Source organism: Pseudoalteromonas sp. 68 DY56-GL68 (assembly GCF_041414825.1).
Lineage (GTDB): Bacteria > Pseudomonadota > Gammaproteobacteria > Enterobacterales > Alteromonadaceae > Pseudoalteromonas.
Genome location: NZ_JAOCZL010000022.1, coordinates 15,101 through 39,406 on the forward strand (window position 1 = coordinate 15,101; position 24,306 = coordinate 39,406).

The following is a 24,306-nucleotide window of genomic DNA, read 5'->3' on the forward strand; positions in this document are numbered from 1 at the left end:
ATAATGTTATGCTGGCTTTTAAATGGATTAATGTTTATTTATGTGAGACATCAATTAATTCAACGGTGCCATCTTCTCTTACTTCAGCTATTTGCCCTCTTGGTTCATCCATAAAGAACAAAGTGACAAAACCAATCATAGCTGTCCCTGCAATGACATAGAAAAAGGTTGCGTAATCGACTAATGATAAAACGGTTAAAAACGTTACGGCTCCTACATTACCATACGCTCCTGTCATACCTGCTATTTGTCCCGTTAAGCGACGTTTTATTAAGGGAACAACAGCAAAGACAGCTCCTTCACCCGACTGAACAAAGAACGAGCATGCCATAGCTGTAACAACGGCAAGCCATAACGGCCACTGTGCATTAACCATCCCCATTAGAAAATAACCAGCAGCAAGGCCCGCTGTTAAGATCAACAATGTTGTTCTTCGACCAAATTTATCAGAAATAAAACCACCCGCAGGGCGAGACATTAAGTTCATAAATGCGTAAGCACCAGCAACCATCCCTGCCATAACAGGATCCAGCGAAAAAGTATCAGCAAAGAAGAGTGGCAACATTGAAACAACCGCTAATTCTGAACCAAAATTAGTAAAGTAAAGAATATCTAACACGGCCACCTGCTTAAAACTATAACGATGTAGCTCTGGCACTTCTTGCTCGAATACGTTTTTATTCACTGCCCATACTTTTTTAACTTCAAATAAATAGAGTACAACCAATGCACCATAAATAAAGTTAACAATGTTTGCATCTAGCATACCGACACCGCTCGGTGAGAGCTTCCAAGTTAACAAAGCCAGCGCTGCATACATTGGAATTTTCATGATTAAAAGTAGAAAAAAATCACCTTTTGATGTGACTTCCATTGCCCCCAAGTTTTTTGGCCTAAAGTAGGTTGAGCCTTTAGGTGTATTAGTCACGTTAGCATAAAAAATAAATCCAAATATAAGGCTAAGAAGCCCCGTCACACCTATTGCATAACGCCAGCCATCATCACCACCAAAAATTAATGCAAGGGTAGGAAGTGAAAAAGCCGCAGCCGCTGACCCAAAATTCCCCCATCCCCCATAAATGCCTTCTGCGGTACCTAACTCATGATGTGGGAACCATTCAGATACCATACGAATGCCAATAACAAAACCAGCACCAATAAAACCAAGTAGAAAGCGTGCAATAGCAGCTTGTAAAAAGCTATCTGCAAAAGCAAACATAAAACAAGGTATCGAGCTGATAACCAACAAGCATGAATAAACTAATCGTGGACCATATTTATCTGTTAGCATGCCAATGATCACCCGAGCAGGGATCGTTAACGCCACATTCAAAATAAGTAAGGTTTTAACTTGTTCGGTTGTTAGACCTAATGTTGTTTTTACCGCTTGCAATAAGGGGGCAAAATTAAACCAAACAAAAAAGGTAATAAAAAATGCGAGCCAGCTTAGATGTAATACTTTCATTTTTCCGCGAAAAGAAAAAATATTAAATTTTTCACTTGCCATTGTCTTCTCCAAAGATAGGGTTACTGACATCATTTTCGGTTGGCAAGATTAAAAAGAATTGATGCAAATCAATGAATAACAGTTACTTTAAGGTGAACAAAAACAGACCTACTCCCTTATTTTTTCTGCCTTGAAGCGCGATCTCTTTACCCACCTATACTCACTACCCATTTAGGAGGAGCTTTATACCTACAGCGCAAAAAACTGAATAAAAGTAGATAGGTTTTATTAATCATCAAAAAAAGCCTCCGAAGAGGCTTTTGAATTGCAGGGTACAGTAGTCAGTTAAAAATAAAGGCTAGAACTTATGAGTTAACATAACCCATAACTTATCAGTATCTGTTGCAAACTCATCCGCATTGTAGTGCGCATACTTGAATAATAGATTGCAGTCCTTCGATACTGGGTACAGTGCTGTTACATCAAGCTCATCACCAAAGTCAGTATTTTGTTCGTCACTTTCAAAACGGTGATACGTCGCTGATAGTTTCACTTTGGCTAATTCACCATTAATCCCAAAATAAAGATCTGCAATACCTACATTAGGCGTATTCAGGAACTTATCTGCAAAACCCTGAAACTTATGCCCTGTTGCCAAAGGTGTGGTAAAACTGATGCCATTATCAGAGCCCAGCAATTCATAACCCAACTTCCAACCTACCTGATTAACCTTGCCTTTAAACTCAGCTAAAAAGTAGTCTGCATCAAATGACTGAGGGTTGTCAGCATAGTCTTGCTGCATGGCATAACTCAAAGTGTAAGAAAGTGACTCTGAAAACTGTCCCGTAGCGCGCAGGCCAATTGTTTGTGTTGAAATAGTGAGTGCATTATCAAAATCATAAAGATATGCAAAAACACTCATATTAAATTCTGGCCTGACTTGAAATAACGCATTACCAAAATGTAGCTTTCCATGTAAATCACTGCTTGAACTATCTTCACCAAAAATACGATTAACATTATATATATAGCTATAATCAAACTTTATTGAAGATGTCGGCTTATAAATGACTCGATACCCATCAAATGTTTGCTCGTTTTGACGCCAAGCAACTCCCCCTACAAATCGCTGGTCATCTAAGTTAATACGTTGTCTGCCAGCAGTAATTTGCCACTGTTCATTTTTAAATTGTAAGCTTGCTTGATTTACTTCGGTTCCTTTTGGATCAGCCACAACAGGGTGATCTAATTTTCCGTTCACAATGCTATTGTAGTTGTCGTTACCTAGCTGCGTGACATTATCAAACTCTAACAGAGCTGAAACCCCTTTTAAGGTGGCTGTTTTATAATTAAAGCGCGTTAATAATGTTGAAGCATGAGCTCGTTCAGCTAATCCATCTTGCTCAACATTTTCGTATCTATAACGCAACATCCCCTGCACTTGGCCATTCTTTAACATGCTCTGAATACCATCACTCTCAACGGCGTTTACGTGCGTACTTAAACCGACTGTTACTAACGATGCTAAAATTGATAATTGTGTTTTCATGTCATTACCTTGCTATGCATTTAAGTTGCGCTTAGCTTACATCTGCCCCTCTAGCAAATTTTGATTTAAATCAATAATTTCATAACCTTACCCACCATAACCATGACCACCCACAAAGAGGTATAACAGCTCCTCCTCTGTTTAATGTAGGCTTGTACTACCGTTGAGAAGAAGGATGAAAACATGCAACTTGATAGCTCGAATACGATGCGTTACTGCCGCCATATTTTACTGCCAGAAGTTCAGGAAGAAGGTCAGGAAACCTTAATGAATAGCCATGCCCTAATTGTTGGAGCGGGTGGTTTAGGATGTGCTGTTTTGCAGTATTTAGTCGCCGCAGGAATAGGTAAGATCACTATTTTTGATCATGATACCGTTGATATAACCAATCTTCAGAGACAAATACTCTACCCCGAATTAAGCGTGGGTCATTCAAAAGTAGAAACCGCAAAACAGCAATTAGCCAAATTAAATAGCCAAGTAGAGATCAATACCTTCAATAAGCAGTTTGATCACTCAGATGAGCCCACTTTAAATTCAGTTAATGTTGTCATTGATTGTAGCGATAACCTTCAAACCCGACTTTTACTAAACACATTATGCTGGTCAAAGAAAATACCGCTAATTTCAGGCTCAGCGATTAGAATGGAAGGACAGGTTATTCATTTTCCTATGCGCGACGATGACCCTTGCTATGCCTGTGTGGCGAGCTTCTTTAAAGAGCCTTCACTAAGCTGCATGGAAGCTGGCGTACTTTCACCCGTTGTCGGAACAATAGGTTCATTGCAGGCAACTGAAGCAATTAAAAGCTTACTAAATATAGAGCCCAGCTCGCTTTCACTGCTTCTTTATGATGCCCATCAACTCGCTTTTCAAACGTTTAAAATTAAGAAAAATCCGCAGTGCAACGTATGTGCAGACCGTTAAAGTAAACGAATTAACTTTAACGGTCTGCACATGGGAAAATAGCAATAATATCTTCAGATGCACCTTTGCCTTTACCTAATGAATATTGTTTAGGTAACACAGAGAAAAGCGTGTGGTTAATCATTTGTGTAACTTGTAAGGATTCAAGCAGTGATGGCTTTTCTCCAACACATGATACTTTTTGCAAGAGCTTTGAGATATCGAAATGATACACATCACTAATCGCTAACTTGTCTAAACTTAACTTCGCGCAATTAAGAGCGCAACCATCAAACACCACAATACTGGATGCTTCCTTTACTTTTTGCTGATGTATAAACGAGCCTGCAGTAATTGCTACAACGGACACTTTATCGACCTTTCCTTGCTGATATAAACTCTGTGCAATATCTTCTGCTAACTCAGCTTCGTGGCACATACCAGCACACGTTAATAAAACAGGTAATTGCTGCTTCATCGTTTTCCTTACTCAATTGAAACGGGAAAGAGCAGCTTAGTAATAACGTCACAAAGTAAACTTGATCCACATCAATGTGGGCAAAAAACACATCATCATAAAAGAGGTATAGAACGCTACCTATAAAGCGTTAAATCAACTGTGTAAAAGTCATTACTTACTCTGCTCATCAACTCTTGGTTGAGTTAAGACTGGAAAATAGACCAAACTAAATAGACCATAAGCAATACACCAAGTGATCACTGAAAGTGAAATGAAGTATAAAGTTAACTCAGCATCAATTAGCACTCCAAAAACACGTAGTAATGCAGCAACTAATACGGCGCCAAATGCAAAAATAATGGCATGTTTAACAATTAATTTTCTACCCGTATGACCTAAACTCACCCGCGACATCATACTTAAGATCATATTTCCCATAGCCCCAACTGTAAGAGCATGAAAAGCGGTTGAAATTGATAACAACTCAAATAAATAAGCAGCCCCCATTAACAGAATACCTAACGGGATAAACCAATACGCTAAATGCAAACTCCAAAGTAAAGGAATAGATAATGTTTTAAAGAAATGCCAACGTGCAGCTCGTAAACAATGCAATAGAGCACAAATAACAAACAGTACGCCTACGACTTCATCTGCAATGTAATAAATGAGTCCACAAAAATATAAAAAGAACATTCCCCATGTACTACCTAGCGCAGCAATTTCTAACCAAGCCTTTCCCACCACCTTTTTAGTCTGTGTTGCATTTGCAGTGAAAAACGGAATAACCCGTCCGCCGAGTACACTCATTAGTAATGTTATTAATAAAATTGCAGACATATAACCATGTTGATACAGTTCAAATACACCTAAAACGACACCTAAGTGCATCAACAAATTGGTTGCACTAAGCATTAAAAGAATAGGCACAAAAAAGAGGTTACGCATTTGTCCTTTGAGTATAATTGGTTGGGCTAACCAATAACCGGCCAAAGGTAAAAAAGACATATCGATCACAAATACACACCACTTCGGTACAAAAGGCAATACCATTGCAATTCGCGCCAAAAGCCAAAGACTTGTTAACAGTAATAACTTTTTTCCATGAATAGAACGAACTCCAGTCCAATTTTGCACGGCGGTTAATAAGAACCCCACAATAACAGCGCACACAAAACCAAATAACATTTCATGGCTATGCCAAAACAGTACGCCACCATAAGGAGAAAACAACAACTTCCCATGTAAAACAAGTCCCCATACAACTAATGCAACACAACTAAATAGGCCACCAGCGAAAAATAAAGGCCGAAATGCAAGCTGAAAAAATACGGACTCTGTTTTTACCTGCTCTTTATTAGCGTGATTCCTCATAAGCTTTCATCTTCCAGAAAATTATATTGGGCAGCTTCACTTAATCGGCGGCGAAATTTTTCAGCCTTAATAGCAAAATACATCAGCATCATACACACAGCTAATACCGCATAAAGCAACATAAACGTGGCACTGTAAAAACCAAAAACATCCACAACAGCACCAAATAATAAAGGTAACGTGAACCCACCTAAGGCACCGATTGCGGCAACGAAACCTCCAGCATGCCCCATCTCATTAGGATAATTTTCATGGAGCATTTTAAAAACGCTCGCCCGCCCAAACCCCTGCGCTAAACCAATCACAAACAAAAGAAATGTGAACACCCACACATTTATTGAAAAAGACACGTAAACATCTTGCTTAATACCGTGAATAGTCATTGTTGTAGGCGGATAACTTAGAAAAAATAAGCAAACCAAACACACCCAAAATACACTCCAATTCACACTTCGACCGCCATATTTGTCAGCAAACCATCCTCCTAACGCGCGAACAACAGATGAGGTTGCAACGAAAAACAAGGTAAAAGCCATCGCTTGTGTTATTGATAATTGATAAGCCTGAATATAATAGTATGGAAGCCATAAAAGCAGTGCTAAGAACGAACCAAAAACAAAATAATAATAAAGCCCCAAGCGCCAAATTTGTGAATCATGCAATAACTGATACCAAGTTCTTTGCTGTGTATCCAATTGCATGGCATGAACTGGCTGGGAAGGTGCAAAAAACCAAAATAAGAGAGCAACAAAAACGAGCCCAACCGCGTAAACAGGTCCCACCCAGTGCCAGCCAAAATTATCAATAATCCAAGGTGCAAATACTAAGGTTATGGCAGCTCCTGCATTGCCAACCCCAAATACTCCCATAGCCGTACCTTGTTGGCCACGTGGAAAGAAGTCACACACGTAGCGAATACCTATAGTAAAGGAAGCCCCACTTACACCAATCCACAAGCCCAAAAACAGTAATTGGTAATAATTTGTTGCGATATACAAGCAAAGTAATGCGGGCACACAGCTCAGCATTTGTATAACAAAAAGCTTTTTAGCTGCGTAGCGATCGACTAAAGAACCAAAGGGAATACGTGATAACGCCCCAGTTAACATTGGAGCTGCCAGTAAAGCACCAAGCTCCGTCACTGTTAACTGCCACAACGATGATAAGGGTAATACAATCACCGCATATAAAGTCCAAACTGAAAAATTAGCGGCAAAAGCAAAAGTGGCACATAATAACCCACGGTTAGCATCTGGCGTTGGCATGCGATTCCTCTATTTATGATTATTAATAGAAAATCATTTAGATTAGTATATGTTGCCATTCTACCTAAACAGAGCTGCAATTAAGCCAAACTACCTACAATGCCATAAATTTAATTAGCTTTTTATTATTTGCTCAAAATAACAAAAATATAATCCTAATTTTCAAAAGCTTATGTGAAAACTCAGCTACCTAAAAAGTGGTATTAATAAATCGAGCATTGCGAATATTGGCTCTATTCCTAGCATCTTAAATTGAAAACAGGTTGAACACTTCGCTATTTTTCTTGCACTATTTTGTTACTGTTCACAAATTTAAAACACACTATGTATAGCACGCATGTCGACGCAGGCTTTCAAAGCTTATCGGGTATTAAGGAAGTTAACGAAGATTACGCAGGCGTATTAATTCCCGATGACCAATACCTAAGGGATGTGAAAGGAAGTGCGTTTTGTGTAGCTGACGGTGTAAGTTCAGCCGAAGCAGGAAAAGAGGCAAGTGAAACAGCCATTACACGCTTTTTTAGCGAGTACTTTAAAACACCCGACACGTGGTCTGTTAGCCACAGTGGTAAACAAGTTCTCTCGGCCATTAATTTACGACTTTTTCGTAAAAGTCATGAATTTTCTCACGATAACAAAGGCTATTTAACAACACTAAGCAGTATGATTTTAAAAGGAAATCATGGACATATTTTCCATATTGGTGATAGTCGTATTTTCCGTTTAAGAAAAGCCTGTTTTGAGCAACTAACCGCTGATCACACGACCAATTTAGGACAAGGCAAGTCTTTCTTGTCCCGTGCGGTGGGCATGGATAATAATTTACACATAGATTATAGCTGTAGTGATTTGCAAGAGGACGATGTTTACTTACTCACAACTGATGGTGTGCATGACTTTCTACCTACACACTTTCTGATACAGGCTTTACATAGCAATCAATCAGCAGCATACATTGCCGAGCAGCTATGCAAAGAAGCCCTAAAGCAAGGCAGTGATGACAATATAAGTTGTGTTGTGGTTAAAATAAAAAGTTTAGCTCATCAAAATGAAGATGAGTTAAACGCTGAACTAACCAAGCTGCCTTTTCCGCCACCACTCAAAGCAGGTATGAAGTTAGATGGTTACTTAATTATTGAAGAGCTCTTTGCCTCTTCTCGAAGCCAACTCTATTTAGTGGAAGATGAATTAACTGCTCAGCGTTATGCCATGAAAACACCATCAGCAAACTTTGATGATGACACTCACTACATTGATCGTTTCATAAAAGAGCAATGGATAGGTAGTCGAATAGATTCACCCTATGTTGTTAAGGTTTATCAGCACTTACGCCCTCGCAGCGCACTTTATTACTTAATGGAGTGGCTTGATGGCATCAGCTTAGATGACTGGCTTAATCAACACTATCCATTGAAACCTAAGCACGCAATTGCCATTGTAAGGCAAATAGCTAAAGCATTAGAGGCATTTCACCAAAACGATGCTATTCATCAAGATTTAAAACCTGGTAATGTCATGGTCTTAAATGATGATACGATAAAACTCGTCGATTTTGGCTCTGTTTTTGTTGCAGGTGTCGCAGAGCTTTATCAGCCAATAGAACATCAAGGGGCATTGGGCACAGCAAGTTATTCAGATCCTAACTATTTGCGCGGGCATAATGCAGCCATACAAGGGGATGTATATAGCTTAGCAACTATTTGCTATGAACTATTTACTCAGCAACTTCCCTACACAGATAAAATTGAACAATGCACCACAATGGCCGACTACGATAAATTACGTTACCAAAGTGCGAGTAAATACAACCCTATTATTCCTGTTTGGTTTGATAAGGCACTTCAAAAAGGAGTCAGCTTTGACTTAACTGAGCGCTATCAAACCGTTGAGGCACTGCTACAAGATTTAACGACACCTAACCCTGCATTTTTAAAACCAACACCTGAACCAAAAGAAGCCAGTAGTCTATTATTTTGGAAGATGGTCAGTGGCTTTTGGTTTATTACCCTTGCACTTATTTTGTATTTATTTAGCCAACATTAAAGTTGGCATTGAATTCCTGCAATTTGATGCCAAAAACCATTTATATGTTCGCTTGGTCGCTGATAGACCTCATCAGATACAAAGTGTTCTATCCAACTGAGCTCATCCATATTATGAAAACTTAGCCTAGCAACATGTGCCACATCACTCAGTGAAGCTTTATCTTCACATAAATTATAAATTTGTCCTGACATGGTTTGAATACCATTTAAATTAAATAGAGCTTGTCCTTCTTGGCTTTGAGTTATTAACCCTGAAGGGTGTTTTTGGCAAATAAGTTCACACTGATCTTTTGCTAGGTTGTAATAACGAGCCGTAAAACAACGTGCACTATATGCCAATGGCAAATATCCATAGCTAAACACTTCATACTGCATGGGTAAATCACATAGCTGTGCATATTCTTGCTGAAGTGCTAATAGCCAATCTTTTGATAGCTCGACAGGCATTACCCAACGAACAGCCCCCATTTTTGCAAACTTAGCCAGTGTATAGCCATTATAAACATTGATAGCAGGGCCAATCACAAAAGGGAGCCCTAATTGATAAAGCAGCTGCACTGCAGACAAGTCATTCGCTTCAAATAAGTACTGCTTATGCTTGCTTAATCGTTTGAGATCTTGCAACTGTGCACTTGACTCCAGCAGGGTTAAACTTGAAAGCACGACTTCTTTTCCCGCTTTCGCTAATTCCTCTGCCCATACCAGATAATCATTTAAGCGAGCCAAGCGACGTTTTCCACACACCGTTTCACCCAAGTACACACATTCTGCTTCCGAGAGCATTACCTTATTATAAAACTGCTCTAGATACGTTTTTTGCCATAAAAATAATACAGGCCCAACGGCCACTTTTAATTTACTCATAGCGACCTCTACTTCCACTTACGGTGGTAAGCACCTAATGTTGTTTGTTGCCCCTCAGATAAATGACCTAATGTTGCCTGCCATTGCGGCTCAATAGAAAAAAGCTGACTGTCTTTTTTTGCTTGATCAATCGCCGCTCGCCATACTTGAGTAACTTGTTCTACATAGGCAGGGCTACGCTGTCTTCCTTCTATTTTTACTGACGCAATGTTCATCGCTAACAGCTCTGGTAATAACGACAACGTATTTAAACTAGTCGGCTCTTCCAACGCATGGTACATCTCGTTATTCACAACAAAGCGTCCTTTGCATAAAGTTGGATAGCCTGCTTGTTCGTGCTCAGAAAATTGATCGATTAGCACCCCATTTAAGCGAGACTGCATTCGCTCACCTTCTTGCTGCCAACGCACAAACTTAGCGGGTGAACAAGCCCCCGTCGTATTAGGTGACTCTCCTGTTAAATAAGATGATAAATAACAGCGCCCTTCAGCCATAATACATAAACTACCAAACGCAAATAACTCAAGCTCAATATCCGTGGTTGTCGCAAGCTGCCTTACTTGCTGAATACTCAATACTCGAGGTAAAACAACACGCTTAACACCAAACTGTTTATAAAAATCAATCGCTAGTGCATTTGTTACAGACGCTTGAACACTAACATGAACCTCTTGCTTAGGATGGTAATTCGCAATGAAATCAAGCGCAGCAATATCAGCAACGATTAAGGCATCAACGCCAACAGAAACAGCCTGCTCTATAGCATATTGCCAACGATTAAATTGATTTGGATGGGCAAAGGTATTAATTGCGACGTGTAATTTTTTGTGATGTTGATGACAATATTCAGCGGCAGTCCTGAGTTGCTGCTCATTAAAATTAAGGCCAGCAAAATGACGTGCATTTGTATCATCATTTAAGCCAATATAAACAGCATCAGCACCACTATTAATGGCTTTTTTTAATGAGTGTAAATTACCTGCGGGGCAAAGCAGCTCCATACCCACTCCTGATTATTTAAACTAGTGAATAAATTATCAATAATGGTAAGTGAACCAACCTTACAAGGTAATCTACTAATATGATTAGTCTACATGATATTTTGAAGCATAAAGCGCAGCTGTTTTTTACCCCCAAATGGCTAACACGTGTTACTCATATAGCACCAACTACAAGTATAAATTGGTTAGTAACTCAGCATTTAAATAAGGTGTTTGAAGCACACACTGCAGAAGGAGAATTGGACTTTTTAGCGGATAAACAGTTATGCATAGAGGTAAGTAACCTCCCATTAACCTTATTGATTTCTTTAGAGCCGACGAGCAAAAAATTGCAAGTGTACACGATAAAGCAGGATCAACTCCCAGTAAAAAGCATAAAGTACGATGGAAAACTAACTGGTAGTAGCGACACATTTTTATGCTTAATAAGTGGTAAGCATGATCCCGATACACTGTTCTTTTCTCGTAAGTTAACCATTCAAGGCGATACTGAATTGTGCCTTACCGTTAAAAACTGGCTAGATACTCAAGAGCCACATAATAGTTTACCAACTTGGCTTTTTAACGAACTAACACACTATATCGAAACGCTTCCATAAAAAAGGCAGCAAATTGCTGCCCCTACACATTGAAACCTTTTAACTGCCGACCATTTCAACTAGGTTATCTTCTCTATCTAGGACGATATACATTGCCGTGTTTTTGCCACTTTGAACATCATTTATCATTGACTTCATACTGCTTTCAATCACGCTTTTATCAACATCCGCACTGATACTTGTCACAAATAATAAATCCCATTGATGGTTAATACTATCGGCTTCTAGGCATAAGGTTGAATAGTCGTTTAATTCAGCGGGTAATTTATCGACACACATAACAGGCTCAATAATGCCCTTGTTAACTTCATTCTTCGAACTTTCAATATTCGCCTTGGTAAATAATAGTAATAGCTTAACGGGTTCCGCTTGGTAACGAGCCATAGACAATAATTCTTGAAACTTACTCATATCTGTTCTTTCCTGTAAAAATAAAAAAGAGCCAAAAACCGAAGTTAATGGCTCTAGACAAGTGGAGATCGTTACGGATTGTAAAACTCGCCGTCTTTTCTTAAATAAAACCACCAGTTAATGATCAAACATAGTGCATAAAAAACAGCAAAGCCGATAAGTGCCACTTCAGGTGTTGTAGCCTTAATTTGCTGACCAAAAACCATAGGAATATAAAATGCCCCATAAGCTGCTACAGCTGATGTCCAACCTAATACAGGCCCTGCTTGTTCCTTTGGAAAAACCATAGCAATGGTTCTAAAGGTTGAGCCATTACCAATACCGGTTGCTGCAAAAAGTAATAAAAACAGTACAAAGAACGGCATAAAGAACTCTTCAGGTGTCGCAGACTGATAAGCTGTTTTCATATAATATGCTGCCCCTAATGAAGAACCAACCATTACAACTGAGCATATTTGCGTTACAAGCGCTCCACCCCATTTATCTGCTATCCAACCACCTAAAGGACGGATTAAGGCGCCGATAAAGGGTGCCATCCATGCATACATAAGTGCGCTTGGGCCGTTTGGATTAAGCGTGTTATGCGTCATCACCCCATCAACCATAATATGTTGAAAACCAAATATAACCTTAATAGCCAAAGGAAATGCTGCAGCAAAACCAATGAATGACCCAAATGTCATAGTATAAATAGTACTCATCACCCAAGTGTGTTTATTATTGAAGATTTGATACTGCTTAGTCAGACTTTCACCAATTGCACCTGGCAACATTTTTAATAAAAAGACAGTGATGGCAACAACTAACACCAGCACGAGTTCTTTAGGCACACCAAACCCTGAGCCATTTGCTGACTCTGGCAACATTAACCACAACCCTGCAGCGGCAGTAGCAAGACCAATCATTAACATGATTGAAATCATCATAAATGCACTCAATGGGCTACCTACATTAGGTGAAACCTCTGGTGTGCGGATGTTATTCATACCAAACCAAGTTGCAAAAAATAATGGCACCAAGAGTAATAACCATAAAAAGCCACCATTTTGCGGCCATGTCTCAGAACCAGCTGGAATTTTACCAATCAAGCTACCCGATGTACTGACCAAGGTGACAGGATCGCCACCTAATGCGCCAAAGACCCCATATGTCATAAAAAGAGGAATTAAAATCTGCATGGTAGTTACACCAAAGTTCCCTAACCCTGCATTTAGACCTAATGCTAAGCCCTGTTGTTTTTTAGGAAAAAAGAAGCTGATATTCGACATGGAAGAAGCAAAGTTTCCTCCACCAAAACCTGAAAGAAGCGCCAGTAACTGATACTGCCAAAGCGGGGTCGTTGGGTCTTGTAAAGCAAGGCCTGTAAAAATCGCTGGGATAATCAGCAACGAAGTAGTGAAGAATATTGTATTTCGTCCACCACAAAATCGAATAAAGAAACTACTAGGGATACGTAAAGTAGCTCCCGACAAGCCCGCTATCGCTGTTAATGTGAATAGCTCTTCTGCGCTAAAGTTAAACCCCGCATTCATCATCTGCACGGTTAAAATTCCCCAGTAGAGCCAAACAGCGAAGCCACAAAGTAAACTTGGGATTGAAATCCATAAGTTCCGTTGTGCTATTTTTTTACCTTGGGAATTCCAGAAAGCTTCATTTTCCGGTTCCCATTTGTGTAGTTCAGCCATGTGCTGCTCCTCTCAATCGAATTACATTCACTATGCGCACATAAACTAAACTCAACAATTCACATTGATGGGTAAGCCAAAACTCGTTAAAAATAAAAAGTAACTACCCACTTATAGGTAGCTAGGTAAATAACATATTGTTTATACTAGACAAATCATCTTAACTTATAGGTTATTGGGAGTAACACACTGCCTTTTAGATGAATCAAAAATTGATCCACGCTAATATAAATTATCCCGTCAGCCGATAGGCTTCAGTAAAAGAGTCAGAGTATGAATGCATTAACCAACTCAATATTATTAGTGGATGATCATCCGTTATTACGCAAAGGCTTAAAGCAGCTAATTGATTTAGAAGATGAACTTAGCGTGATAGGTGAAGCCGCAAGTGGTAAAGAAGGACTTCGCTTAGCGATTGAACATGATCCCGATTTAATTATTCTCGATCTCAATATGCAAGGTATGGATGGTCTTGAAACCCTCAAAGCGATGAGAGCAAATGACATCACTTCTCGTATTATTATGCTAACAGTATCTGACAACGACGAAGACGTGCTCACCGCAATTAGCTATGGCGCTGATGGGTACCTGCTCAAGGATATGGATCCTGAAGATATTCTTGAAAAAATAAAACAAGCAGCCATAGGTAAAATGGTATTAAGCGAAAAGCTCACAGGTGTTTTAGCACAAGCTATTCGTAAACCTGATGTATCACAAAAAGCGAATATTCTAAACTCGTTAACCAGCCGTGAATTTGAAATTTTAAAGTTAATTGCCAAAGGGTTATCAAATAAACTGATCGCCCGTGAGTTAGATATCTCTGATGGTACTGTGAAAGTTCATGTTAAACATTTACTAAAAAAATTAAGCTTACGCTCTCGTGTTGAAGCCGCGGTTTGGATGATCAACCAACAAAAAGGATCGTAATGATGAATGCCGTCTTTTCTTTTCAGCAAGCAAGCGATGCACTCTTATCAGATAGTCCTTTATTGGTTGGAACTGAAACATTACCCCTATCTTCTGCGCACCGTCGCATTCTTGCCAAACCAATTATCGCCGGCGTTAACGTACCTAATGCAAATAACTCTGCTATGGATGGTTTTGCATTTCGTTTTAGTGATTTAAATGAACACACACATTTAACTATTATTGGCACTGCCTATGCTGGGCACCCATTCAACGGCGAATGGCACTCCGGTTGTTGCATACGCATAATGACCGGTGCGCACATTCCTGCAGGCTTTGATACGGTGATAATGCAAGAGCACGTCACGGTATCTTCTGATCAAACTATCACGTTAAATACAACGCCTATCTTTACACAAAATGTACGTAAACAAGGTGAAGATATCAGTATCGGCAGCCAACTATTTACGTCAGGACAACGTTTAACAGCCACCGATATCGGTATGCTTGCCTCGCTAGGCATTGCCTCTGTTAGCGTTTATAAACCGCTTAAAGTGGGGGTTATTTCTACGGGAGATGAACTTTTTGAGCCTGGCACACCACTTCCACAAGGGGGAATTTACGATACTAATCGTTACACGATTCAGGCTATTTTAAATAATTTAGGCTTTACGGTGCAGGATTTTGGCATTATTGCTGACGATCCTGACGCGCTAAAATCGGCTTTCGAGGAGGCACTTTCAAATACCGATGTCATTATTACCTCTGGGGGCGTTTCGGTCGGTGATGCTGATCACACAAAAACAGTACTCACAGAACTTGGCCAAATGCAGTTTTGGAAAGTCGCAATAAAGCCAGGTAAACCCTTCGCATATGGTCATTTTAAGTATTTAACACAAGACGGCCACAACAAGCGTTTTATGGGATTACCCGGCAACCCTGTTTCAAGTGTTGTGACATTGCACCAACTCGCTATTCCTGCACTTCGTAAAATGGCTGGTGAAACAGTATGTACACAACCCCCTATGCAATTGCCTTTAGCGTGTGGCATCAGTAAAAAACAAGGTCGCGATGAATTTATTCGAGCCACACTAATTGTCAATAACACAGGAACCTATGTTGAACCTTTAAAAGGACAAGGTTCTGGCATACTCAGTACTTTTGCAAAAAGCCAAGGTTACCTTTTGCTTGATGCTGAAAAAACGCAGTGGCAAAGGGGTGATTTAGTGCCTTTTATTCCGTTTGATTCTGTATTAAATTAGAAACAAAGCCTTACTATGCAAACACGTAAACCTGATCGCGTTAGTGCAATGCAGCAATTAATTGAACAGGTAAAAGTTGAGCTTCCCTTATACGAACCAGATACCTTTTTTTGTGGCACCGATAACTCGTGTATCGGCTGCCCTAAAAAACTAATGGAATTAGTTGATACCGAACTATGCTACTGGGAACATCAGCTGCAAATAGGCACAATTCCTAATTTTGACGATATTTCTCGATTCGCGAAGCTCTGCAAAAATGTAAAACGCGGTTTAGTACGAAATAACTTAGTTGATAATTAACTGTGTAATGCGTCTGCTTTACCAATTAAAAACCACGTTTCATTTGGCTTGGGCTGTAGTTGATTAAATGATAAGCGCGTGATCCACACATGCAATGATGCGAGTTTATACATACCTTCTTGTTCGCTATTCACGAGCCTTACTTTCACCAACATACCTTGCTCTTGCCCCATATTAACAGGGTTAAACGCAGTGATCTGCACTTTTAATTGGTTCACAAAACTACTCTCTGGTAGTGCTGTTTTTGATAAACCCAGGCGGTTCGCTTTCAGTATTAATGGCTGCACACGCCCTATTTGATGATCTGAATTATGCGCAGCAAAACAGCGCTGTCCGCCAACGTGATACTCTGTTAAGCCCAGTGCAGGAAAGTGAGCATGAACCTGTCCGTAAAACAGAGAAGTAAATTGACTCCCCTGAATGTTTTCACTCGATTGACCCTTTAGTAACTGCTGCTGATAGCGCTCAATACCTTCATCCACGGGGAGCATTTGCCAATGTGTACTATCGTTTCTCGTATGCTGCAATAAGCAACTATCAGCCAATGCTAATACATCATCAAGCTGGTGGCATGCTAACAAAGCAGCACCTTGTACTTTACAAAGGTAGTCTTTTATAACCCCTATACAAGCTTGCTTATTAAATTGATCCAGCCCTGTAAGCGCTTCATCTAATAATAATAAAGGCGCTCCTTTGATCATCGCGAGTAAAAGCGCTACTCGTTGTCGCTGCCCGCCACTTAATTGATGAGCTCGACACGATAGTTTGTCGGTCAGCCCTAAGGGGTCTATTGCCCAACTTATATCAAATGGCTGTGCTTGTTGCTTGGCAACCAACTTTAATAAAGCGGCAATGGTTAGGTGGTCAAATAACAAAGGAGACTGTGTTACGTAGGCGATTCGGCGCTTATGTGCTGGCATACCTAACTGCTGTTGCCCTGTTACTTTTAACCCGCCTGAAGCTGGAGCAACACCCGCAATTGCATTAAACAAACTGCTTTTGCCTGCGCCACTTGGGGCTAACAACACCGTTATTTGCAAGGTCTTAAGCTGACAATCAAGTTGCTGAGAAACAGGCTTCGTACAATTTAGTTCAATATGCGCAATCACAGACTTAGACACACTCTGTAGGTCTGAAATACCAATGCAGTCGCTATTTAATGCCATCACCTGTCTAACCTTGTTTAAAACAAGCGAGTTGGTGTACTTACACGCTGCGTTTGCCTTTGCCACCATTGACATGTAAACACAACGGCAAATGAGAATACCAACATCAGCCCTGCAAGCGTATTTGCAGCCTGAAGATTAAAACTCTCAACATGATCAAATAACGCCAGTGACACAACTTGAGTTTCTCCTGGAATATTGCCACCAATCATTAAAATAACACCAAACTCACCCACTGTATGGGCAAAACTTAGCGTTGCAGCAGTATAAATAGCAGGTTTAATCATAGGTAAAACGAGCCATAAAAACTGCCTCCAAGGCTTAAAACCTAGCAAAGCTGCACTGCTGTATAAGTCATCTGGCAGTTGCTCAAAGGCACTTTGTAGAGGTCGAAAAGTAAAGGGTAAACTATAGATCATCGACGCCACTAAAATTCCCGAAAAGCTAAAAACCAACTGCACCCCCAGTGTCTGTTGCAGCCATAAGCCAATACCTTGCTGCGGCGAAAATAGCACCAAAAAGTAATACCCAAGTACCGTAGGAGGCAAAACTAAAGGCAAGGTAATTAAGGTTTCGAGAAAAGGTTTTATGGCTCGTTTACTTCGCGCAAGCCAATATGCGCAGGGAATCGTTATAACTAACAACGCCAGCGTAGTTAGCACGGCGAGTTTTAACGTAATAAAGATGGCTTGCAGGTCCCCCTCGTTCATAGCATTACCTATAGCCCATTGATTTTATTAACTGTTGTGCCTTTTCAGTTTGAACAAAATGATAAAACTGACGCGCAAATACTGAGTCATTCACCAATAAAGCATGCTGCTCAATTGGCTGGTACCACTCACTGGGGATAGCGATGGCTGTGCCATTATGTGGCTGTTGCAGTAGACTTTTTGCAATTAAGCCCAACTGTGCATTTTTACTTTCAACATATTGAAAAGTATGCAAAATGGACCCTCCTGTGACTATTTTTTTCGGCTTGATTTTTAAATGAGCCAATACCTCAACCGCAGCCTGTCCATAAGGTGCATAACGAGGATTCGCAATAGCCAAAGTGATATGGGGCAAACGTGTCATAACGCCTTCCAAACTGTCATAGCCCTCGGACGAATAAAACACCAATTCGCCAAGCGCATACACCGTGTTTTCAATGCCAAAACCATCGGTTTTTAGTTGTGTAGGTAATCGTGCATCTGCTGAAAAGAATACGTCATAAGGCGCTCCATAACGAAGCTGTGTCGCGAGTGTACCTGACGAGCCTGTCACAACTTTAACCCGTAAATCAGTTTTAACCTGTGCTTTGAATACTGGCAGCAACTTATCCATAACAGCGACAAAGTTAGCCGAGCAAGCGATCGTTAGCGAAGAGGATGTGTCTTTATCATTGGCGCTTGCTGGCAATACACAACACAATAAAATCAGCACAGTCACTATCGTGTATATGATTAGTTTATTTGTTAGCCTCTGCATCGTTTCAACCCTATAGCCACTGGGCTGCGGCTATTTGATCTTTATGATTAGCACTCACCCAACGTGTCTGCTCTCCTGCAACGTGCTCTTTTTTCCAAAATGGCGCACGGGCTTTAAGTAAATCAATTAAATACTGTGCTGCTTCAAATGCTGCTTCGCGATGGACACTCGACACTGCCACCAACACAATTTGGTCTGTTAAGCTTAATTTGCCAACGCGGTGAATTAGGGTAACTTTTTCCAAGGGCCATAATGACAATGCTTGCTGCTCTAACTGGGTGAGGTATTTCTCTGTCATCGCTGGGTAATGCTCTAGATATAAACTATCAACTTGGTGGCCTTGATTAATGTCACGAACACGGCCCACAAACATGACTACCGCGCCCGATGCCGAGTCGTCAGCCAACATAGATTGATACTCTTCATTCATATCGAAATCATGCTCTTGTACACGGATCATCACTAACCTCCAGTAACGGGCGGAAACATAGCAACCTCATCACCAGTGCTGAGCGCTGCATTATCATCAACTAAGGTTTGATTTACCGCTACTAACACATCTTTATCGAGTAACCAGGTGCGCCAACGTTCATCTCGTTTAGCTAATACTTGACGTAACTCCCTAACCGACATACCTTGTGCATTAAGTTGTACCGTGTCACAACCTAAACGTTCACGTAACTGTGCAAAAAAAAGTACCTTATTCATATATGCTCCCCTCAATTAAGCGGTATAGGTGCCGCGTCTGCCACCACTTTTATAAGTGACACGCATGTCCTGCACTGTCATGCCTTGATCAACCGCTTTACACATATCAATTATCGTAAGTGCTGCAATTGATACTGCAGCCAACGCTTCCATTTCAACTCCTGTTTGCCCAACTAACTTACAATAACTTTGGATATCAACGGCACTGTCTTGGCTGTTAATAGAAAATTCGACCGCCACCTTACTTAATGCCAACGGATGACAAAGGGGGATCAAATCAGCTGTTTTTTTGGCAGCCTGAATACCTGCAATACGCGACACAGCCAATACATCCCCTTTGTTTAATTGATTTTGCTCAATAAGAGCCAACGTTTCTGGTTGCATTACAACGGTTGCGCAAGCACGCGCTTCTCGTACCGTTGCTGATTTATCTGCAACATCAACCATGCTTGCTTGGCCGCTTTTATCTATGTGCGTTAACTGCATTAATTCATCTCCCGAGAGTGACACTGTTCAACATGATGTAATTTAAGCTGGGCTACAAAATTGCACGGTCCACAGCGCGAATCGAGTTGCTGGCATAAAATCTCATCCCAAGCAGTCGCGCACGCATTTGGGCTGCCTGGCATAGCTACAACTAAGGTTCTATTGGCAAGTCCCGCTAAAGCTCTTGATTGCAGTGATGACGTGCCTATTTGTGAATATGACAAATGCCTGAACAGCTCACCAAAACCAGTCACGGGCACGTCAAATAACACACCAATTGCCGATGGCGTAATATCGTCAGGTGTAAGGCCTGTGCCCCCAGAAATCAGTACTACATCAATATTGTCACTGGCTATCCAAGCAGCGACTTCTGCGCGCACTTTATAAATATTGGCTTTATGCAATTGCCGATTAAGTACATGGTGACCACTGTCTATGACTTTTTGCTGCAACAAATCACCCGCAGTGTCTTGTTCAGGGCCTCGACTATTACTCACTGTTAAAATCGCTATGTTTAATGCTACAAAGCGGCTGCTTTTTACTCGCGCCATGCGTAATCCTTTTGATCAATCAAACAACAAGCATGCGCCCATTGTTGTGGTGTATTAACGTTATATAGTTCACGACTCTCGCCATTTGACTCAAACAATTCAATAACGGCCGCTCCAAGCTCTTCAAGTAACCCCCTGACAGAGCGCTGCCCATGCTCTAAACGTTGCTGGGCAATTAAACTCACGCGTTCAAGCCGATTGAGGTAACAAGGCAATACACTGTGTGCAAAGTAACAGGCACAATCTCGTCTGCGCCCTTGATTGATAAGGGCGCGTAAACTTGTTTCAGATAGCAGCGGCATATCGATAGGAATAACAAGCGCATCATCATAATCGGCATGATTCAAACAGGCATGAATACCGGCAACAGGTCCTTGCTGTATAAATTTATCAACGATAAAACCAGTGCTATTTCGACTTACAATGATCTCATCGCAGCCCGCGTCTTTAAGGCAATTAGTCGCACGTATTAATTGCGTTTGACCATTAATTTCAAGCAGCGCCTTATCTTGCCCCATGCGACTAGAAAGGCCCCCAGCCAGAACAATACCCACTAACATACTAACCCCCTAACATAGCCAGTTGTTTGGTCAGCCCTGTTCGTCCCATTTGTAATTGATGGCCTTGCCATTTATGTTGAACACTACTTAAAAGGTGAGTTGCTAAGCCTTGAACATCCTGATTATCTAACCAAGGCGTTAAATCATCATTTGCTTCACCAAATAAGCACAAATGCAATTTGCCTTCTGCAGAAACACGTAGGCGGTTGCAGCTTACACAAAACGCCTTGCTGTAAGGCATGATCAAGCCAATTTGACCCGCATAGTGAGGGTGAAAAAACTCTTCAGCTGGGCCCGCATCCACCGCTTTGGGGGCTGCTCGCCAACCCGACTGTAAAAGCTGCTGTTTAAGTTGCAGACCTTTTACGTGTTGGGCATTGAAATAAGCCTGATTATCACCGGTTTGCATCAGTTCAATGAAACGAAATGTGACAGGCTTATCTTTAATATAATCAAGAAATTGCTGTAATTGGTTGGCATTGTATTGCTTGAGTAAGACCGCGTTTAATTTAACTTTTTTAACACCCAGCTCTAAGGCTTTATCAACACAAGCTAGCACTTCATGTAATGAGTCACTGCCGGTGATTTGCGAAAATGTATAAGGATTCAAGCTATCGGCGCTCAGATTTAGGTTTGTTAAACCACTGGCCACTAAACGAGGGAGTTTTTCAAGTAAGCGATAGCCATTAGTGGTCATTGCAACGGTATCAATACCTTGAGTTTCACGGCATGCTGCTACGATATCAGCAAGATCTTTGCGCAAAGTAGGCTCACCGCCAGTTAGGCGTATTTTTTTAGTACCCGCCATCGCAAAGGCATTTACCAAGGTGCTAATTTTATCAACACCGAGGGATTTCGGACGAGCATCACACACGTAGCCATCCGGTAAGCAGTAATTACATTTAAAATTACAGACTTCCGTTACTGACAAGCGTAAGTAATTATATTTTCTATCAAAATTATCTTGCAACATCACAGCCTTTCCAAGTCGGGAGGCAAACAAATTTCTTTATTTACCCGGTGGTCACCCACGGTACATTAACCATGCTAAAAACTAGTTTAGGTCGATGTACTTCAGCATCTTGGATACAGCTTAGAGAGTTTGCATATGTATCACCATACAAAAGAGTAGGCAGGCAAGCTACCCACAAATAAGTAAATATCAACTGTAAAGAAGCGATTAATTAACCTTATTCTTGGGCCTTTCTAATTATTGATATGTGTCTTCGCCTCCTTCAGGGTGAAAAGTAAGTTTAACGTGTGTGCCACCTTTTTCTCTTGGTTGTACGGTTAACTCACCATTTAACTGCTTAGCACGCTCTTGCATAATTGCCATCCCATAGTGATTAAGCTTTTCAGAACTTTGGTTAATCCCTACTCCATCATCAGACACTGATAACTCAATTTGACCGTCGGTTAATTGCTGCAGACTAATCCACACGTTTTGCGCATGCGAATGATGAACGGTGTTTTGGCTTGCTTCACGTGTGATCTGTAATAGGTGAATCTCCTCCATGGGTGATAAAGGCACTTGTTTTACTGCAAACTCTAAATGAAACGAAATAGTACTCTGCTCTGCTAGCTGCTCCATGGTTTTTTTAAGAGACGCTTCTAGCCCATCTTCTACCATTTTTAAACGAAACGTGGTCAGTAGCTCTCGCAGTTGTCGATAGGCTGACTCTAACCCCATTTTAAGTTCGTCAATAATCGGCTGCTGTAGTTCATATTGCTGCTTCTCTTGAGCTTTAGATAATCTGGTAACTTGTATTTTTAAATAAGAAAGTGCTTGTGCTAATGAATCATGTAACTCTCTAGCAATCACAGTACGCTCATGCAATAACGTTATTCGGCGGTCTTTATTTTGCTGGTCATCTAAGTTAAGCGATAATGCCACCTGATCGGTTACGGATTGGACAAGCTGAAGCTGCCAAGACTGTTCATTAAAATCACTCCCGCCTCGAACGACAACAACACCATAATGCTCACTTCCATAAACTAATGGAAAGCGTGTAACCCTTGGTTCATCCACCGACACAAAAGCCGCACTACCTTCACACCTTTCACAATTTTTCGCAGCACATAAACCGACTTGATCTTGGCTGGGTTTTATTTGCATATAAGGTCTATCACCGCTTGCGGTCATCAAACAAAGTTCAATGTCTGGTACACCTATTAGCTGTGCAAGCTCATCAAAGGTTTGTTGTAAATCATGCTTTTTTTCTCTTGTCTCCAAAAGAACGCGTGCTGTCTTAAATAAAAAGGCGAGTGTTTGATTATTAAGTTCTAACTTTTCAGTTTGCTGCTTTACGCGTAATTCAAGTTGTCCATACATCGATGCTATTGCCTCACACGTATGGTTTAAGGTCGCTCCCATTAAGGCAAGTTCATCATCCCCTTGTAAGTCGACATGATGAGTGAAGTTACCTTTGCCGATAGCATAAGCTGCATGAGTCAGCTCAGCCAAGGGCTTTTCAACCCTCAAACTGATTAAATGCAACGTAAACATACCCACCAGTAACGTGATAAACAAGGCGCCGACTTGAATAGTACGCAGTAATCTAATTTTGCTTTCAGCATCTATTTGTACTGCATAGACAAAATCATCTGCGCTCTCAGCCAACGCTTTAACGTATAAATTAAACTGTGTTTTGTTTTCGATAGGTAAATTAACTAAGGCGGGTTTTAAAAATATTTGCCACTGTTCAATGGTTTGCAACCACAATTTATTTAACTGTTCATCATTTTGCAGCTTTTGAAAAATGGGATCTCTGAGTTTTTCTTCAAATATCGCAATACGTTTATCAACTTCCTGCTTATTCCCCTCAAGACCAAACATACCCAACTGATACGATTCCATTCGTAAAGAGCCACTTAAATTAATTGCTTTTGCATCTAAGTCGGCTAATTCTGTAATCCAATACGATGCAAATAAGGTCGTAATAGCAAGACTAATAATCCCAACCAATGACCCTTTGATGTACACCATCACAGAGCCATTAAAGCGATTTTTTAGTTCATTTAGCCGAATACCCACAATGATTACCTGCCTTTTATCAATTACAAAACCATAACGCTTGTATGTTATCAACACCAGTATTTTCACCTAAACAGACGTTAAATTACACTACCTAATTGTGGGTATTTCCTTCTTTTTCATTAACTTAAACACCATTGTGATATTGATCCTCATCAAGTTACTGTAGCGCTGAAACACTATATTTGATTTGCAATGTAGCTTTCTGCCGCTTCAAGGTGCCTAGTGATTGAGCGCTAAAGTTGAGCAGGATAGGAGAA

Annotated in this window: 25 protein-coding genes and 1 riboswitch; of the genes, 6 read left to right on the forward strand and 19 right to left on the reverse strand. The window is 40.6% G+C overall.

What is annotated here, in order from left to right; genetic code table 11:
- Positions 1-34: 34 nt before the first annotated feature.
- Together NYF15_RS17205 and NYF15_RS17210 are read right to left on the reverse strand one after the other, a co-directional pair.
- Complete coding sequence (locus tag NYF15_RS17205; RefSeq protein ID WP_371354227.1) at positions 35-1,507, reverse strand: NarK family nitrate/nitrite MFS transporter; 1,473 nt, start codon at positions 1,505-1,507, stop codon at positions 35-37.
- Between the two features lie 298 nt (positions 1,508-1,805).
- A complete protein-coding gene (locus NYF15_RS17210; RefSeq protein ID WP_371354228.1) occupies positions 1,806-2,996 on the reverse strand; it encodes an alginate export family protein in 1,191 nt (396 codons plus the stop codon).
- Positions 2,997-3,179: 183 nt separating this feature from the next.
- On the opposite strand from NYF15_RS17210, the gene NYF15_RS17215 reads away from it, so the two are divergent.
- Positions 3,180-3,923 (forward strand): molybdopterin-synthase adenylyltransferase MoeB, encoded by a 744-nt coding sequence (locus NYF15_RS17215; RefSeq protein WP_341803831.1) that lies wholly within the window; start codon positions 3,180-3,182, stop codon positions 3,921-3,923.
- A gap of 16 nt (positions 3,924-3,939) precedes the next feature.
- Here NYF15_RS17215 and NYF15_RS17220 read toward each other — a convergent pair whose 3' ends face one another.
- The 3 genes from NYF15_RS17220 to NYF15_RS17230 all read right to left on the reverse strand — a co-directional run bounded on the left by NYF15_RS17220 (position 3,940) and on the right by NYF15_RS17230 (position 7,001).
- On the reverse strand, positions 3,940-4,380 hold the full coding sequence (locus NYF15_RS17220) for a putative zinc-binding protein (RefSeq protein WP_341803830.1): 441 nt from the start codon (positions 4,378-4,380) through the stop codon (positions 3,940-3,942).
- Positions 4,381-4,533: 153 nt separating this feature from the next.
- Positions 4,534-5,736 (reverse strand): NnrS family protein, encoded by a 1,203-nt coding sequence (locus NYF15_RS17225; RefSeq protein WP_371354229.1) that lies wholly within the window; start codon positions 5,734-5,736, stop codon positions 4,534-4,536.
- Positions 5,733-7,001 (reverse strand): nitrate/nitrite transporter, encoded by a 1,269-nt coding sequence (locus NYF15_RS17230; protein WP_237119700.1) that lies wholly within the window; start codon positions 6,999-7,001, stop codon positions 5,733-5,735. Before NYF15_RS17230 ends, NYF15_RS17225 begins: the two co-directional genes overlap by 4 nt.
- A 324-nt stretch (positions 7,002-7,325) precedes the next feature.
- On the opposite strand from NYF15_RS17230, the gene NYF15_RS17235 reads away from it, so the two are divergent.
- Positions 7,326-9,044, forward strand: a complete 1,719-nt coding sequence (locus NYF15_RS17235; protein WP_237119701.1) for a bifunctional protein-serine/threonine kinase/phosphatase — start codon at positions 7,326-7,328, stop codon at positions 9,042-9,044.
- On the opposite strand, the gene NYF15_RS17240 is transcribed toward NYF15_RS17235, so the two are convergent.
- Both NYF15_RS17240 and NYF15_RS17245 read right to left on the reverse strand, forming a co-directional pair.
- Complete coding sequence (locus NYF15_RS17240) at positions 9,041-9,910, reverse strand: U32 family peptidase (protein ID WP_237119702.1); 870 nt, start codon at positions 9,908-9,910, stop codon at positions 9,041-9,043. The two genes, NYF15_RS17235 and NYF15_RS17240, sit on opposite strands and share 4 nt — an antisense overlap.
- A gap of 8 nt (positions 9,911-9,918) precedes the next feature.
- A complete protein-coding gene (locus tag NYF15_RS17245) occupies positions 9,919-10,911 on the reverse strand; it encodes a peptidase U32 family protein (protein WP_237119703.1) in 993 nt (330 codons plus the stop codon).
- 80 nt (positions 10,912-10,991) lie between these two features.
- On the opposite strand from NYF15_RS17245, the gene NYF15_RS17250 reads away from it, so the two are divergent.
- Positions 10,992-11,510 (forward strand): SCP2 domain-containing protein, encoded by a 519-nt coding sequence (locus NYF15_RS17250; RefSeq protein ID WP_371354230.1) that lies wholly within the window; start codon positions 10,992-10,994, stop codon positions 11,508-11,510.
- Between the two features lie 39 nt (positions 11,511-11,549).
- On the opposite strand, the gene NYF15_RS17255 is transcribed toward NYF15_RS17250, so the two are convergent.
- Both NYF15_RS17255 and NYF15_RS17260 read right to left on the reverse strand, forming a co-directional pair.
- Positions 11,550-11,921 carry a hypothetical protein gene (locus NYF15_RS17255; protein WP_062567411.1) on the reverse strand — a complete coding sequence of 124 codons (372 nt, stop codon included), beginning with the start codon at positions 11,919-11,921 and terminating at the stop codon, positions 11,550-11,552.
- 71 nt (positions 11,922-11,992) lie between these two features.
- Entirely contained in the window at positions 11,993-13,606 is a 1,614-nt protein-coding gene (locus tag NYF15_RS17260; protein WP_371354231.1) for an antiporter, read from the reverse strand.
- A gap of 273 nt (positions 13,607-13,879) precedes the next feature.
- Between NYF15_RS17260 and narL the strand changes: the two genes are divergently transcribed.
- Genes narL through NYF15_RS17275 form a run of 3 tightly spaced genes read left to right on the forward strand, consistent with a single transcriptional unit; the run spans position 13,880 to position 16,074 of the window.
- The gene (narL, locus tag NYF15_RS17265; protein WP_237119707.1) at positions 13,880-14,533 is read left to right on the forward strand and encodes a two-component system response regulator NarL; all 654 of its coding nucleotides are present in this window, start codon (positions 13,880-13,882) and stop codon (positions 14,531-14,533) included.
- On the forward strand, positions 14,533-15,774 hold the full coding sequence (gene glp, locus NYF15_RS17270) for a gephyrin-like molybdotransferase Glp (RefSeq protein ID WP_371354232.1): 1,242 nt from the start codon (positions 14,533-14,535) through the stop codon (positions 15,772-15,774). Before narL ends, glp begins: the two co-directional genes overlap by 1 nt.
- Positions 15,775-15,789: 15 nt before the next feature.
- Complete coding sequence (locus tag NYF15_RS17275; RefSeq protein WP_371354233.1) at positions 15,790-16,074, forward strand: hypothetical protein; 285 nt, start codon at positions 15,790-15,792, stop codon at positions 16,072-16,074.
- Here the strand turns inward: NYF15_RS17275 and NYF15_RS17280 are convergent.
- From NYF15_RS17280 to NYF15_RS17325, 10 genes are all read right to left on the reverse strand, one after another.
- Positions 16,071-17,240, reverse strand: a complete 1,170-nt coding sequence (locus NYF15_RS17280) for an ATP-binding cassette domain-containing protein (protein WP_371354391.1) — start codon at positions 17,238-17,240, stop codon at positions 16,071-16,073. The genes NYF15_RS17275 and NYF15_RS17280 overlap by 4 nt on opposite strands.
- Positions 17,241-17,257: 17 nt before the next feature.
- Entirely contained in the window at positions 17,258-17,950 is a 693-nt protein-coding gene (gene modB, locus NYF15_RS17285; RefSeq protein ID WP_371354234.1) for a molybdate ABC transporter permease subunit, read from the reverse strand.
- A 4-nt stretch (positions 17,951-17,954) separates the two neighbouring features.
- Positions 17,955-18,707, reverse strand: a complete 753-nt coding sequence (modA, locus tag NYF15_RS17290) for a molybdate ABC transporter substrate-binding protein (protein WP_371354235.1) — start codon at positions 18,705-18,707, stop codon at positions 17,955-17,957.
- Between the two features lie 10 nt (positions 18,708-18,717).
- Complete coding sequence (locus tag NYF15_RS17295; RefSeq protein ID WP_237119713.1) at positions 18,718-19,167, reverse strand: molybdenum cofactor biosynthesis protein MoaE; 450 nt, start codon at positions 19,165-19,167, stop codon at positions 18,718-18,720.
- Between the two features lie 2 nt (positions 19,168-19,169).
- Positions 19,170-19,415, reverse strand: a complete 246-nt coding sequence (moaD, locus tag NYF15_RS17300; RefSeq protein ID WP_237119714.1) for a molybdopterin synthase sulfur carrier subunit — start codon at positions 19,413-19,415, stop codon at positions 19,170-19,172.
- A gap of 15 nt (positions 19,416-19,430) precedes the next feature.
- Positions 19,431-19,901 carry a cyclic pyranopterin monophosphate synthase MoaC gene (moaC, locus tag NYF15_RS17305; RefSeq protein ID WP_371354236.1) on the reverse strand — a complete coding sequence of 157 codons (471 nt, stop codon included), beginning with the start codon at positions 19,899-19,901 and terminating at the stop codon, positions 19,431-19,433.
- Positions 19,901-20,452 carry a molybdenum cofactor biosynthesis protein B gene (moaB, locus tag NYF15_RS17310; protein WP_371354237.1) on the reverse strand — a complete coding sequence of 184 codons (552 nt, stop codon included), beginning with the start codon at positions 20,450-20,452 and terminating at the stop codon, positions 19,901-19,903. The genes moaC and moaB overlap by 1 nt, the downstream gene beginning before the upstream one ends.
- Positions 20,440-21,012, reverse strand: coding sequence for a molybdenum cofactor guanylyltransferase (locus NYF15_RS17315; RefSeq protein ID WP_371354238.1), 573 nt, complete (start codon positions 21,010-21,012; stop codon positions 20,440-20,442). Before NYF15_RS17315 ends, moaB begins: the two co-directional genes overlap by 13 nt.
- Before the next feature lies 1 nt (position 21,013).
- Positions 21,014-21,985, reverse strand: coding sequence for a GTP 3',8-cyclase MoaA (gene moaA, locus NYF15_RS17320; protein WP_371354239.1), 972 nt, complete (start codon positions 21,983-21,985; stop codon positions 21,014-21,016).
- A riboswitch (molybdenum cofactor riboswitch) is annotated at positions 21,973-22,104 on the reverse strand. (Overlaps the previous gene by 13 nt.)
- A gap of 118 nt (positions 22,105-22,222) precedes the next feature.
- The gene (locus NYF15_RS17325) at positions 22,223-24,103 is read right to left on the reverse strand and encodes an ATP-binding protein (RefSeq protein ID WP_371354240.1); all 1,881 of its coding nucleotides are present in this window, start codon (positions 24,101-24,103) and stop codon (positions 22,223-22,225) included.
- Between the last annotated feature and the right edge of the window lie 203 nt (positions 24,104-24,306).